Origin of the sequence: Kribbella qitaiheensis (genome assembly GCF_014217565.1) — a bacterium.
GTDB classification, from domain to species: Bacteria; Actinomycetota; Actinomycetes; order Propionibacteriales; family Kribbellaceae; genus Kribbella; species Kribbella qitaiheensis_A.
This window is the reverse complement of sequence record NZ_CP043661.1, coordinates 416,316-430,101: the sequence shown is the minus strand read 5'-3', so window position 1 is coordinate 430,101 and position 13,786 is coordinate 416,316. Positions and strand designations below refer to the sequence as shown.

The window sequence follows — 13,786 nt, the reverse complement described above, 5'->3', positions numbered from 1 at the left end:
CCAGCCGTCCCTCCCCACTCCCCGGCTCGGCCAACCAGCACCGACTCGACCGGAAGGACCTCCATGGGCGACAAGCATGTCGTGCGGTTCGAACCGGTCGGCATCGAGATCGAGGTCGACGAGGACCAGACCGTACTGCGCGCGGCCGCGGAGCAGGGCATCATGCTGATGCACGGCTGCAAGGAGGGGCAATGCTCGGCCTGCAAGTCGTTCGTCCTCGACGGTGAGGACATCGAGCTGGATCGGTACTCCACGTTCGCCCTGCCCGACTACGAGCTCGAAGAGGGCTACACGCTGCTCTGCCGGGCGCATCCGTACGAGGACCTGACGATCGAGCTGCTGAACTACGACGCCGACATGATCCGCTCCGGTCTGCCGATCCAGGAGGCCACCGCGGAGGTGTCGTCGAACGAGCCGGTGACGCACGACATGCGGCACCTCGTACTCCGGCTCAAGGAACCCACCCAACTGAAGTTCTTCCCGGGCCAGTACGTCGACTTCCATGTCCCGGGGACCGACCTGACCCGCTCGTTCTCGATGGCGAACACGACCACCAAGGACGGTGGCCGGCTCGAGTTCGTCATCAGGGTGTACCCGGGCGGGTTGTTCTCGCAGTACCTGGACCAGCAGCTGGCGGTCGGGGACGACGTGACGCTGACCGGGCCGTTCGGGGTGTTCACCCTCCGGGACGCCCCGGACGCCCGGCTCGTCTTCCTGGGCGGCGGTGCCGGGATGGCACCGATCCTGTCCCTGTTGCGTTCGATGGCGGAACGCGGCATCGACCGGCCGGCTGTTTACTACTACGGGGCGCGGCGTCGTCGCGACCTCTGCTTCGACACCGAACTGCGCGAGCTGGCGGACCGGTTGCCGAGGTTCAGCTATGTGCCGGCACTGTCCGAGCCCGAACCGGGCGACGGGTGGGAGGGCGAAACAGGCCTGATCACCGATGTGGTCGCGCGGCACGAGTCCGGGCTGGCCGGCGCCGACGCCTATGTGTGTGGGCCGCCGCCGATGGTCGAGGCGGCGTTGCCACTGCTCGAGCAGCTGGGTGTCGCCCAGAAGCGCATCTTCTACGACAAGTTCACCACTACCGGTGACGCCGGCACGCCGCTGTCCACCGGGGCCGGTCCGGCCCCTGCCGGGCAACGCGACGCAAGGATGAGGCAGGTACCTGATGACGATCACACCCGAACGCAGCGTTCCGAAGCCTGTGTTCACCGACGCGGAGGCCGGGGCCAAGGTATTCCCCGACTCGACGGCCCGCCGGTACAACTACTACGAGCCGCAGAAGCGCAAGCAGACCCACTACGAGGACGTGACGGTCGAGGTCCAGCCGGACCCCAGGCACTACCTCAGTCAGGGCTGGCTGTACGGGTTCTCCGACGGCCGCGGCGGCTACCCGCTGGACTGGACCGCCTTGAAGGCCTGGGGTTCCGACCGGCCGGAACCGGCCCGGTTCCCCGGCTCGGGCGGTAAGGGCTACGACTGGCCGGCCACCGGCTGGCACGAGTTCCGGGATCCGAACGAAGAGTGGGAGATGACGCTGTACCGGTACAACTCCAACGTCGTCCGGCAGCTCAACCAGAACATCGACGCGGCCCGGCAGTCGAAGGCGTTCGAGCAGTGGAACCGGAACTGGATCCGGTTCGTCGAGCAGCACGTCGGCGCCTGGATGCACGTCGACCACGGCCTCGGCCTGTACCTGTTCGCGAACGCCAACCGGCGTGCTCCCACCAACATGCACAACAACGCGATCTCCGTTAACAGCATGCACCGGATCCGTGCCGCCCAGGACCTCGCGCTCTACAACCTGACGCTGAGCGAGGAGATCGAAGGGTTCGACGGCGCCGCCCACCTGGAGACGTGGAAGTCCGACCCGGCCTGGCAGGGCGTCCGCGAGGTGGCCGAGCAGCTGACCGCGATCGACGACTGGTGCGAGGCGATCTTCGCCGCGAACATCGTCTTCGAGCCACTCGTCGGTGAGCTGTTCCGCAGCCACCTGGTCCAGCAGGCCGCTCCCGGTAACGGCGACTTCGTCACACCGACCGTGGTCGGCTCCGAGGAGTACGACTTCGCCGAGCGCGATCTGCGCTACACCAAGGCGATGTTCGAACTGCTCACCAACGACCGCGAGTTCGCCGACCACAACAAGGCGCAGCTGCAGGACTGGACGTCGCTGTGGGCCGGCCGGGCGATCTCCGCGGCCAGGACCCTGCAACCGCTGTGGTCGCAGCCGGACAGCAAGCCACCACGATTCGAAGACGGTCTCGACCGGGTGAAGAGCCGCTTCAGCGGCCTGGTCACCGGGCTGGGTCTGGAAGAGCCGAAGGAGTTGACCCAGTGACCACGCTGAAGGCGGTCGTCGACAGCCCGTTCAAGTCCGACAACACCGCCTCCAACAAGTGCGGCTTCACCCTGATGAACAACCAGGTCGGGATGGTCGTCGCCGACGTGATGCGGACCAAGGACAACGTCACCGTGACGCCGTTGCCGTCGATGATCCGGGTCGACGCGGTCGGCACCATGGTCGTCGACTACGCCGAGATCTCCGAGGCGCTCGGCGAGGAGCCCGGCTTCTTCGACGCCGCCGAGTTCGAGGAGAACATGTCCACCCACTACGGCCGGATGATCCACGAGGACGACCGCACGATCATGTTCGCCAATCCCGAGGACGCCGCCGAGTTCATCGGTTTCGACCTCACCGCGCACTGAGTCCGTCAGGAGGCCAGCCGTGTACGAGAAGAACGGCGAGAAGTACTTCGTGGTCGACAGCCACATGCACTACTGGAACGCCGCACCGGACAACTGGGTGCCGGGGGCCGAGCAGTACGCGAAGGGCTGGATCGAGTGCTTCCACGCGTACCAGAGCCTCGGACCCGCCGACACCCACTGGTCGATCGAGAAGTTCCAGAAGTACTCCGAGGACGACCTGATGAAGGACGTCTTCGACGAGGGTCACGTGGACATCGCGGTCTTCCAGCCCACCTATCTGACCGAGTGGTACAAGGAGGGATTCAACACCACCGAGCGCAATGCGGAGATGGGCGAGCGCCACCCGGGCCAGTTCATCTACAACACCCGCTGGGACCCGCGGGAAGGCGATGCCGGCCTGGCGACGCTGAAGGCGAACGTCGAACGGTACGGATCGCGCGGCGTGAAGCTGTACACGGCGGAGTGGCGGGAGGGCTCCCGCGGCTGGACGCTCAAGGACCCCGAGGCGTACCGCTTCCTCGAGGCCAGCCAGGAGCTCGGCATCAAGAACATCCATGTCCACAAGGGCCCCACGATCTGGCCGCTGGACAAGGACGCGTTCGACGTGTCGGACATCGACCACGCGGCGACCGACTTCCCCGACCTGAACTTCATCGTCGAGCACGTCGGGCTGCCCCGGATCGAGGACTTCTGCTTCATGGCCACCCAGGAGCCGAACGTGTACGCCGGCCTGTCGGTGGTGATCGGCGCTCTGATGCACGCCCGGCCGCGGTTCTTCGCCAAGGTGATGGGCGAACTGCTGTTCTGGGTGGGCGAGGACAAGATGACGTTCGGCAGCGACTACGGCATCTGGGAGCCGAAGTGGCAGATCGAGGGCTTCGTCGACTGGGACTTCCCCGCGGGCGACGAGTACTCCGACTACCCGCGGCTCGGGGTCGAGGGCAAGAAGAAGATCCTCGGGCTGAACGCGGCCAAGCTGTACGACATCAAGGTGCCGGGCGAGTTCCAGCCGGCCGGCGCCGAGCCGGCCGCCCAGGACGACGCGAAGCTGGTCACCCAGTAATGACAGCGGCGGTGACGGAGCGGTCCCGGGTCCTGGCAGCGCTCGACGCCGTCCGGGACCCGGAGCTCGACGAGCCGATCACCACGCTCGGCTTCGTGTCGGAGTGCATCGTGTCGGCAGCCGGAGACGCCCGGGTGCGGCTCCGGCTGCCGACGTACTTCTGTGCACCCAACTTCGCCTTCCTGATGGTCGCCGACGCGTACGACGTGGTGTCGGCACTGCCGGAGGTGCGCAGCGCCGACGTGGCGCTGGAGGGCCATTTCGCGTCGGCGGAGATCAACGCCGGCGTAGCGGCACGCGCGGGGTTCGCCGTGTCGTTCGCCGGCGAGGCAGTCGGCGAGCTCGACGAGCTGCGGCGGACCTTCCTGACCAAGGCGGTGCTCGCGGGCACCGATCAGGTCTGCCGGCCGCTCCTGGCGGCCGGTCTGGATCCGGCGGCATTGACGACGATGACGCTCGCGGATACGCCGCCGTCGGCACAGCTGGACAGACTGTGCCGACGGCGTGCTGAGCTCGGTCTCCGCACCGATCCCGCCGCGCCCCTGCTCGTCGACCCCGGTACCGGTGCCCCCATCACCGGTACCGCGGTGTCGATGCACCTGGGCAGGGCCCGCGTCTCCAGGGTCGGCATCGAGGCCAACACCGGCATCTGCCGGGGAATGCTGCGACACCGCTACCCGACCACCGGTGCGGGTGAGGAGGAGGACGAGGGATGAAAGCCGTTCGACTGCACGGATACCACCAGCAACCAGTGGTCGAGGAGGTCCCGGAGCCCAGCGTCAAAGGGCCTCTGGACGTCGTCGTCAAGATCGGCGGCGCCGGCGTGTGCCGTACCGACCTGCACATCATCGAGGGACAGTGGGCGGGCGCGATGGACCCCGCGCTGCCCTACACGATCGGCCACGAGAACGCCGGCTGGGTGCACGAGATCGGCTCCGCCGTCACCAACGTCGAGGTCGGCGACACGGTCATCCTGCACCCGACCCCCACTTGCGGGCTCTGCCACGCCTGCCGGGCCGGCGACGACATGCACTGTGCGTTCAGCACCTTCCCCGGCCTGGACAGCGACGGCGGGATGGCCGAGTACCTGCTCACCTCCGCGCGGGCCTGCGTCAAACTCGATCCGGCCACGCAGCCGAAGGATGTCGCGGCCCTCGCCGACGCCGGCATCACGGCGTACCACGCGGTCCGTAAGGCGATCCCGCTGGTGTACCCAGGGACAACCTGCGTACTGATCGGGGCCGGCGGGCTCGGCCACATCGGCATCCAGTGCCTGGCCGCGCTGACCGCCACCACAATCATCGTGGTCGACCGCAACCCCGAGGCGCTGAAACTCGCCGAGCAGCTCGGCGCCGATCACACTGTCGTTGCTGATGGCAACCAGATCGGCGCGGTCCAGGATCTGACCGGGGGCGCCGGCGCGACCGTCGTACTGGACTTCGTCGCCGAGCAGGGCGCCGAGGCGGACGGCTTCACGATGACCGCACCGGGCGGCTCGTACTTCGTGATCGGGTACGGCGGCCAGCTGCGGATCCCGACCCTGGACATCATCTCGACCGAGCGGAACATCATCGGCAACATCGTCGGCACGTACAACGAACTGGCCGAGCTGATGGCACTCGCGCAGGCGGGCAAGGTCACCCTGCACACCAGGACCTACCCACTGGACGCCGCCGCCGAGGCGATCGCCGATCTCGACGCCGGCCGGGTCCGAGGGCGCGCGATCCTCGTTCCTTAGCAGACTCATCCGAGCACACAGTTCGCCCTGACCGGGCAGTCGAAGGAGGAGGGACCGATGGCCAAGGAACTGCGATTCGGTGCACAGGCACGCGAGCTGATGCTGTCCGGAGTGGACCAGTTGGCGGAGGCGGTGAAGTCGACGCTCGGCCCGAAGGGCCGCAACGTGATCCTGGAGAAGATCACCGGCTCGCCGGTGGTCACCAACGACGGCGTCACCATCGCCCGGGAGATCCATCTGAAGAACCAGTTCGAGAACATGGGCGCCCAACTGGTCAAGGAAGCGGCGATCAAGACCAACGACATCGTCGGCGACGGCACCACCACCGCGACCGTGATCGCGCACGCCATCGTCCGCGAAGGTATGCGGGCGATCGGCTCCGGCGGCAACCCGGTGCTGGTGAAGCGCGGTATCGACGTCGCGGTCGCGCGGCTGGTCGAGCGGCTGCGCCAGGTCGCCCACCCGGTCGCCACCGAGAACGACCTCGCCCGGGTGGCGGGGATCTCGGCGAACGACGACGACATGGTCGGCGCGGTGATCGCGAGGGCGCTCTACTCGGTCGGCGACGGCGGCATCGTGACCGTCGAGGAGTCCCCGATCCACGGGATCCGGGTCGACTTCGTCGAGGGATTCGAGTTCGACAACGGCTATCTGTCGCCGTACATGGTGACCGATCCGGGCAGTATGCACGCGGTCCTCGACGACCCGTACATCCTGCTCTGCAGCGAGAAGATCACCAAGGTGCAGCAGCTGATGCCGCTGCTGGACAAGGTCATGCGGGACCCGAAACCGCTGGTGATCATCGCCGAGAGCCTAGAGGGCACCGCGCTCAGCATGCTCGTGCACAACCACGTCAACGGGCACATCCGCTGCGTCGGCATCAAGGCGCCGGGCTTCGGCGACCGGCGGCTGCACAAGCTGGAGGACATCGCCGCGATCACCGGCGGCGCGGTTCTCAGCCGGCACTCGGGATTCACGATGGAGACGCTGACACTGGACCAGCTCGGCCGCGCCGACCAGGTGCGGGTGACAGCTGATCGGACCGAGATCGTCGCCTCCGCCGGCCATGAGCAGGACGTGGCCTTCCGGCTCACGCAACTCCGTGCCGAGCTGGAGCGGGCGACCTTCGGGGTCGACGAGGACGTACTGACCGAGCGGATCGGCTCGCTGTCCGGCAAGGTCGCGGTGATCCAGGTCGGCGCACCGACCCCCGCGGAACTGAAGGAACTCCAGCACCGCGTCGAGGACGCCTTGTCGGCCACCCGGGCGGCCATGGCCGAGGGCATCGTCGCCGGTGGTGGCGTCGCGATCCTGCATGCGGCGTCGGCACTCGACGACCTCGAAGTGAAGGACGACTACGCGATAGGCGTCGAGATCGTCCGGCTGGCGCTCCGCGAACCGGCCTACCTGATCGCGGCGAACGCGGGCTACAACGGCGCCGAAGTACTGGAACGGATCAGCCAGCTCGGCCCGGACGACGGCTTCGACGCACTCGAAGGCCGCTACGGGAACATGCTCGACATGGGCATCGTCGATCCGCTCAGGGTGGCCAGATCCGCCCTCCAGAACGGTGCGTCGGTAGCCGGCCTGTTGCTGACCACCAACACCCTGATCGCCGAGGAACAAACCCCGTGGGGCGGCAGCGCCGCACTGATGACCGAGTTCGGCCCCCTGGACGAAGGCCTCCACCAACCCTCCCCCGACTCCAGCACGCCCCAATCCCTGGGCCTCGGCCCTTCGGTCGGCTGAGACACCTCCGGCGCTGTTCGCTCCGCGAGCTGGTCGCATCCGGGCGCTCAGCTCCTTACCGAAGCGGGCGCCGCAACCTGATCGGTGGCCAGGAGAACCAGCTCATCGACATCGCCCTGGACTCAAGGCCCGACGCTGACGGCCACCCCGGGGTACGGCCGCGGGATCGCCCCGACTACAAGTTGAAGGGAGAACTTCTTCAGTCGGGCGAGGTAGAGGGCGTGGTTTCGTGACGGGGTCGGGCAAAGTGGCGACGCGGGCTCCGCTGATCACCGCGAGCGTGTTCCTCGTCGCTTTGAGCTTGCGCCCCGCACTGACCGCCGTCGGTCCGCTGCTGCCGCAGATCGGCCTCGACGAGAACCTCGGCGAGGCGGCGCAGGGTGCGCTCGGCGCGCTCCCGCTGGTCGCCTTCGGGCTCGCCTCGCCGCTGGTCCATCTCGCCTCCCGGCGACTCGGGATGGAGCGAGCGGTCTTCGTCTCGCTCCTCGTCCTGGCCGCCGCGAGCGTCGCCCGGTCGTACACGGGTCACGTCGGACTGTGGATCGGCACCATCGTGATCGGCGCAGCGATTGCCGTCGGCAACGTCCTGGTCCCCGTCCTGATCAAGCGCGACTACGCCGCCCACGTGTCTCGCGCCACCGGGGTGTACACCGCGTTCATCACCGGCGGAGCCGCTCTCGCCTCGGTCCTGGCCGTGCCGATCGCGAACTTGGCCGACTGGCGTCTCTCGCTGGCGGTCTGGGGCGGGCTCGCTCTCGTCGTCGCCTTGGTCAGGCTGCCCGCGCACTCGAACTCCGGCCCGATCGCACCGGTGGTCGTTGACGGCGGTGATCCGCCGGTGAGTGTGTGGCGGCAGCCGATGGCGTGGCTGGTCACCTTCTACATGGGCCTGCAGTCGACGAGCTTCTACCTCCTCGTCAACTGGCTGCCCACGATCGAGATCACGACCGGCGGCGTCTCCGAGTCGACGGCCGGCATCCATCTCTTCCTGTTCCAGGGCTTCGGCCTCGTCGGCGGTCTGACCATCCCCCGCCTGATGAAGAATCCGGTCAGCCAGCGAGCCGGCGCGGTCGTCGCGAGCACCCCCATCGTGATCGCGTTGCTGGGCCTGCTCCTCGTACCGGACCTCGTCATCGTGTGGGCCGTCATCGCCGGACTGGGCCAAGGGGCTGCTCTCGTCGCCGCCTTGACCTTGATCAGCTACCGCGGCCGCTCGCCCCACGAGACCACTCAACTGTCCGGTATGGCTCAATCCGTCGGCTACCTCCTGGCCGCGACCGGGCCCGTCATCGCGGGGTACCTCGCCGAACACACCGGCGGCTGGACCGCGACCCTCGTCGTCTTCAGCTGCCTGGCCGCAGTACAGGTGATCGTCGGCTTCGCCGCCGGCCCGCGACCACCGCGACCCCCTGTCCTGACGCCTACCGCTGCAACGTGCGGAGGTAGCCGATCATCGTGTTGACCGCGGTGACCGGCGGACCTGGGTCACGTCGGTGGCAAGGCGGACTTCGTCCAGGCCGACCTCGGTGATCTGGCGAGTGTCCGCAACCTCGCCAAGCAGGCCGTGGCGTACGGGCCTACTAGTGTCCTGCTTCTGAAGTTCGCTGGATAGGTCTGACACCATGCCGGGGCGGGGGACGAGGCCTTCCCCGGCCCCCGGCCCCCCCCCGCTCCCCGGAAGGTGTCTGAGGCCGCACCGATGGCAGCCAACCCCGACGCCCAGTGCGGGCGTCTTTGTGCACCGGCTGAGTATTCCGCCCGCGGAAAACGCTCAGCGGATGCACAGAGGCCGGCAACCGACGCGGGCGTTCCGCGCCCTTGTGCACGCCCTGAGCACGCGATCGGCCCGGAACACTCAGCCGATGCACAAAGACGCCCACACCGCAGGCAACAGGGAGCATCCCAGACGCACACAGCCTCGGAGCCAGCCGACCCGCCCAATCACACTCCGCGCACTTGACCAACCCCACCAGACCCCGGTGCCCCGACGGCGAACGAACTCCCACCCGATCCCGGCGGGCGAAGGACTACTGCCACGCAGCCGAAGCCACTACCGCCAACGCGGCACAGGACAAAACACCCGAGACCAACTTATCCAGCGAACTTCAGAAACAGGACACTAGCTGGGTGAGTCACTCACTCCAGGCCGGCTTGCTCCTGGCCGGTCCGGAAGAAGGTGAGAACGGCACCCGCGTCCGGCAGGTCGGCCATCAGTCGGGTCGCCCCGAAGGACGCGTTCCAGAAGTCGCCGGTCCGCGGGGTCCACGGCCCGACGTACGCGTAAGGCTCCGCGATGCCGTCGTCGCCGGGTGAGACTCCGTAGTTGATCTCGTCGACCGTGATGCCGACGTCGAAGTGCTCCGGCCAGAGGATCGGTGTGCTGTCGGCGGCGAAGGCCCTGAGCGCGGCATCACCGCGGCCGAAGGCGTCGGCGATCAGCCTGGCGGCAGCCGGGTCGAGATCGATCTGCGAGTCCGGGTCGATCTTCAGCCCGCCGGAGTAGACATCGTCCAGCCGGCTCGCCTCCACCCCGGCTTCCTGGGCCCGCTCGGCGAACGTCCCGCCGGAGAGTTCGATCGACCCGTCCGGCCACACCAGCAGGTCACCATCGACCCGGAGGTCCGGCATGGCGACGGTCCCGAACCCACCCGGTACGACGCGCAGCCGGATCCCGCCGCCGAGCCGGTACTGCGGCCCGGCCAGGATCAGCTCGGCAACTCCGTGGAGCGCTCTCCGGGTGCTGTCCAGTCTCCATTCGTCCATGGTCACAGTCTCCTCGTGTAACGCCTGGCCTGCTGCCGGCACTGACCCATCAGAGGTATCCGTGTCACCGAGATGGGGAGGCGTTACATGGCCGACGACTTGGCCGGGGACGAGGCCGAGAGCAACGCCGGCGATGTGGCCCGGAACGGCTGGCACCGGGTCGACCCGGTCGACGTACCGGCGGACGGGCGGGTTCGCAGCGTGGTCGTCGACGGCCGGAGCGTGGCGCTGGCACGATGCGGAGCCCGGTTGGGTGCCCTGGAGAACCATTGCCCTCATCAAGGGGGACCGCTCGGCGAGGGCTCGATCGAGAAGGGTCTGCTGCGCTGCCCGTGGCACGGATACGACTACGACCCGATCACCGGGCAACCGCCGGAGGGCTTCTCGGACGGCGTGACGGCGTACCCGGTCGATGAACGGACCGACGGCGTCTACGTCCAGCTACCCGCCGTACCGGAGCAGGTTCGCACGGTGTCCGACGTACTGGTCGAGACGCTGGTTGCCCACGGCATCAGTCACGTCTTCGGCATGGTCGGGCACTCCAACCTCGGGTTCGCCGAGGCGATGCGCCGGGCCGAGGCGCGCGGCGAACTCACCTACATCGGCATCCGGCACGAGGGCGCGGCAGCCTTCGCCGCCAGCGCGTACGGCAAACTGACCGGCCGCCCCGCAGCCTGCTTCGCCATCGCCGGCCCCGGCTCGACCAACCTGCTGACCGGCCTGTACGACGCCAAGCTCGACGGCTCCCCCGTTCTCGCCATCTCCGGCCAGGTCCCGTCCAAGGTGCTCGGCCGGGGCGCGTTCCAGGATCTCGACCTCACCGCGGTTTTCAAGGACGTGGCGATTTCGAGCACGGCGATCCAGGCCGGCAGCGACCACGCGGAGCTTGCCGGGCTGGCGGTGAAGCACGCGATCGACGGTCGAGGTGTCGCTCATCTCGTGCTGCCGGACGAAGTACAGGTTCTGCCCTCCGACTCCCCCGCAGCGTCTCCGCGCGGACGTCTCTCGGCGCGGCTCATCCGTCCCGACGAGGACGCGCTGTCTCGTGCTGCCGCGCTGATCCGCGACGCGCGCCGGCCGGTGATGATCGTCGGACATGGCGCCCGAGCCGCCGAGGACGAGGTACGCCGGCTCGCCGAGCACCTCAACTCCCCGGTGCTGACGACCTTCAAGGCCAAGGGGCTCGTACCGGACACGCACCCGCTCGGCGCCGGCGTGCTCGGCCGCAGCGGTACGCCGGTGGCCAGTTGGCTGATGAACGAGTCGGATCTGCTGATCGTGGTCGGCGCCTCGTTCTCCAACCACACCGGCATCGCGGCGTACAAGGCGATCGTGCAGCTCGACGACGACCATGCCGCGATCGGCCGGTTCGACGCCGTCACGGCGGACGTTCTCGGCGACGCGGCACTCAGCCTCAACGCCTTGTTGGACAGGCTTCCCGAGGTGAAGGCCGAGGACCAGCGGCCGGATTTGGCCGAGCGCTGGGCGATCTGGCGGGCGGAGAAGGCACGCCGGGTGAACGACGATCGCGGCTTGGGTGTCTCCGCGGCGGCCGTCTTCGACGTACTGTCACGTCACCTGCCGACTGACGCCGTCGTAACTGTTGACGTCGGCAACCACGCGTACTCGCTGGGCCGCTACCTGGAGTCGAAAGGCCAGCCGGTGTTGATGTCCGGCTACCTGGGCTCGATCGGCTTCGGCTATCCGGCGGCACTCGGCGCCTGGGCAGCCGCACCGGGCCGACCGGTCCTCGCGGTCACCGGCGACGGCGGCTTCGGCCAGTACGCCGCGGAGCTGACCACCGCCGTGAAATACGGCATCGGCATCAAACACGTGCTGCTGAACAACAACGCGCTCGGCAAGATCAGCAAGGAGCAGCTTGCCGCCGACTATCCCGTCTGGCACACCTCCCTCGTCAACCCCGACTGGGCGCAGTACGCCCGGCTCTGCGGCGCGACCGGCCTCCGGGTCGACCGCCGCGAGGACCTCGAAGCGGCGATGACCGAACTCTTCGCGACCACCGGACCCGCTCTGCTCTGTATCGAGCAGGACGCCGAACTGCTGTGAATCCCCTGACCACGCAAGGAGAACCTGAGATGACCGACTACGACGACCTGCGGGCGTTGTTCATCAACTGCACCCTGAAGCGATCGCCCGACCGCAGCAACACCGAGGGCCTGGTCGACGTGAGCCGCAAGATCATGGAGAAGCACGGCGTACAGGTGGACGTCGTCCGGGCGATCGACCACGACATCGCCACCGGCGTCTGGCCGGACATGACCGAGCACGGCTGGGCCGTCGACGAGTGGCCGGCGATCCAGGAGCAGGTGATGGCCGCCGACATCCTGGTGATCGCCGGGCCGATCTGGCTGGGCGACAACAGCTCCGTCACCAAGCAGGTGATCGAACGGCTCTACGGGAACTCCTCGATCCTCAACTCCGCCGGCCAGTACGCGTACTACGGCCGCGTCGGTGGTTGCCTGATCACCGGTAACGAGGACGGCGTCAAGCACTGCGCGATGAACGTCCTCTACAGCCTGCAACACCTCGGCTACACCGTCCCGCCGCAGGCCGACGCGGGCTGGATCGGCGAGGCCGGCCCCGGACCGTCGTACCTGGACGAGGGATCGGGTGGGCCGCAGAACGACTTCACCAACCGCAACACGACCTTCATGACCTGGAACCTGTTGCACCTGGCCCGGATGCTCAAGGACGCGGGCGGGATCCCGGCGTACGGCAACCAGCGCTCGGAGTGGGATGCCGGCTGCCGGTTCGACTTCGAGAACCCCGAATACCGCTGACGTCGCGGCACCGGTAAGGCAGGAGTAATGGTCGCGACGCAGTACCGGACGGACTTTGTCCATTACCGTCGAGCTGTGGTTGCGGCCCTGCCTTCCGACGATGTCCTGGTCGCCGGTCTCCGGGCCGGCGACGAGGAACTGTTCGCCCGTCTGCTGGACGGCTGGTCCACCTCGATGCTGCGGCTCGCGCGGACGTTCGTGTCGACGAACGCGAGCGCCGAGGAGGTCGTCCAGGACACCTGGCTGGCTGTGTTCCAGGGGATCGGCAGGTTCGAGGGCCGGTCGTCGCTGAAGACCTGGGTCTACCGGATCCTGGTCAACACGGCCCGCAAGCGCGGCGTCCGCGAACATCGCACGGTCCCGTGGGCGAGCCTGCTGGCAGAGGACGGACCGACGGTCGGGCAGAGCCGTTTCCGCGGCCCGGACGATCCGTACCCGGGCGGGTGGCTGGCGTTCCCGAAGACGTGGCCGAGCACCGAGAGCGAGGTGCTCGCCCGTGAGGTGCGTGCGGTCGTGGCGACTGCGCTCGAAGGGCTGCCTGCCCGCCAGCAGGTCGTACTGACGCTGCGGGACATCGACGGGCAGAGCGCGGACGAGGTCTGCGCTCTGCTGGAGATCTCGACGGCCAACCAGCGAGTCCTGCTCCACCGCGCAAGGGCAACTGTCCGAACCCACCTCGAGCAGTACTACGCCGCCGCGGCGGGAGGTGCCTGATGACCTGCGCCGAACTGGTCGAACTCGTCACCGCCTTCCTCGAAGGAACGCTGGACAGCGACACCGAACGACGTTTCGTCGAGCACCTGGCGATCTGTGAGGGCTGCGAGATCTACCTCGACCAGATGCGCCGCACGATCGACGAGGTCGGCCAGCTCCCGCCGGAGAGTCTCTCCGACGAGACCCGCGACCGGCTCCTCGACACCTTCCGCAACTTCCCCCGCGACCGCTGACCCTGGGAAGCCG

The 13,786-nt window shown here is 68.1% G+C and carries 13 protein-coding genes; 12 read left to right on the top strand and 1 reads right to left on the bottom strand.

What is annotated here, in order from left to right:
• Nucleotides 1-63 precede the first annotated feature (63 nt).
• The 8 genes from F1D05_RS01960 (at nucleotide 64) to F1D05_RS01925 (ending at nucleotide 8,724) form a co-directional block, all read left to right on the top strand.
• Nucleotides 64-1,476 carry an NADH:ubiquinone reductase (Na(+)-transporting) subunit F gene (locus F1D05_RS01960; RefSeq protein ID WP_206686040.1) on the top strand — a complete coding sequence of 471 codons (1,413 nt, stop codon included), beginning with the start codon at nucleotides 64-66 and terminating at the stop codon, nucleotides 1,474-1,476.
• On the top strand, nucleotides 1,418-2,344 hold the full coding sequence (locus F1D05_RS01955; RefSeq protein WP_206686039.1) for a hypothetical protein: 927 nt from the start codon (nucleotides 1,418-1,420) through the stop codon (nucleotides 2,342-2,344). The genes F1D05_RS01960 and F1D05_RS01955 overlap by 59 nt, the downstream gene beginning before the upstream one ends.
• Nucleotides 2,341-2,712: a propane 2-monooxygenase effector subunit MimD gene (gene mimD, locus F1D05_RS01950; protein ID WP_185445674.1), complete on the top strand. Its 372-nt coding sequence runs from the start codon at nucleotides 2,341-2,343 to the stop codon at nucleotides 2,710-2,712. The genes F1D05_RS01955 and mimD overlap by 4 nt, the downstream gene beginning before the upstream one ends.
• Nucleotides 2,713-2,731: 19 nt before the next feature.
• Nucleotides 2,732-3,775 carry an amidohydrolase family protein gene (locus F1D05_RS01945; protein WP_185445672.1) on the top strand — a complete coding sequence of 348 codons (1,044 nt, stop codon included), beginning with the start codon at nucleotides 2,732-2,734 and terminating at the stop codon, nucleotides 3,773-3,775.
• Between the two features lie 11 nt (nucleotides 3,776-3,786).
• Entirely contained in the window at nucleotides 3,787-4,491 is a 705-nt protein-coding gene (locus F1D05_RS01940; protein ID WP_206686038.1) for an iron-sulfur cluster assembly protein, read from the top strand.
• Complete coding sequence (locus F1D05_RS01935; RefSeq protein ID WP_185445668.1) at nucleotides 4,488-5,513, top strand: NAD(P)-dependent alcohol dehydrogenase; 1,026 nt, start codon at nucleotides 4,488-4,490, stop codon at nucleotides 5,511-5,513. Before F1D05_RS01940 ends, F1D05_RS01935 begins: the two co-directional genes overlap by 4 nt.
• Before the next feature lie 57 nt (nucleotides 5,514-5,570).
• Entirely contained in the window at nucleotides 5,571-7,262 is a 1,692-nt protein-coding gene (groL, locus tag F1D05_RS01930) for a chaperonin GroEL (RefSeq protein WP_185445666.1), read from the top strand.
• Between the two features lie 247 nt (nucleotides 7,263-7,509).
• Nucleotides 7,510-8,724, top strand: a complete 1,215-nt coding sequence (locus tag F1D05_RS01925; protein WP_206686037.1) for a CynX/NimT family MFS transporter — start codon at nucleotides 7,510-7,512, stop codon at nucleotides 8,722-8,724.
• A 674-nt stretch (nucleotides 8,725-9,398) separates the two neighbouring features.
• Here the strand turns inward: F1D05_RS01925 and F1D05_RS01920 are convergent.
• Nucleotides 9,399-10,025 carry a hypothetical protein gene (locus tag F1D05_RS01920; protein ID WP_185445664.1) on the bottom strand — a complete coding sequence of 209 codons (627 nt, stop codon included), beginning with the start codon at nucleotides 10,023-10,025 and terminating at the stop codon, nucleotides 9,399-9,401.
• Nucleotides 10,026-10,112: 87 nt separating this feature from the next.
• On the opposite strand from F1D05_RS01920, the gene F1D05_RS01915 reads away from it, so the two are divergent.
• The 4 genes from F1D05_RS01915 (at nucleotide 10,113) to F1D05_RS01900 (ending at nucleotide 13,773) form a co-directional block, all read left to right on the top strand.
• Nucleotides 10,113-12,092: a thiamine pyrophosphate-binding protein gene (locus F1D05_RS01915; protein WP_185445662.1), complete on the top strand. Its 1,980-nt coding sequence runs from the start codon at nucleotides 10,113-10,115 to the stop codon at nucleotides 12,090-12,092.
• Nucleotides 12,093-12,121: 29 nt separating this feature from the next.
• Nucleotides 12,122-12,826, top strand: a complete 705-nt coding sequence (locus tag F1D05_RS01910; protein ID WP_185445660.1) for a flavodoxin family protein — start codon at nucleotides 12,122-12,124, stop codon at nucleotides 12,824-12,826.
• A gap of 75 nt (nucleotides 12,827-12,901) precedes the next feature.
• Nucleotides 12,902-13,540, top strand: coding sequence for an RNA polymerase sigma factor (locus F1D05_RS01905; RefSeq protein ID WP_246486367.1), 639 nt, complete (start codon nucleotides 12,902-12,904; stop codon nucleotides 13,538-13,540).
• The gene (locus F1D05_RS01900; RefSeq protein WP_185445656.1) at nucleotides 13,540-13,773 is read left to right on the top strand and encodes an anti-sigma factor family protein; all 234 of its coding nucleotides are present in this window, start codon (nucleotides 13,540-13,542) and stop codon (nucleotides 13,771-13,773) included. The genes F1D05_RS01905 and F1D05_RS01900 overlap by 1 nt, the downstream gene beginning before the upstream one ends.
• The last annotated feature ends 13 nt before the right edge of the window (nucleotides 13,774-13,786 follow it).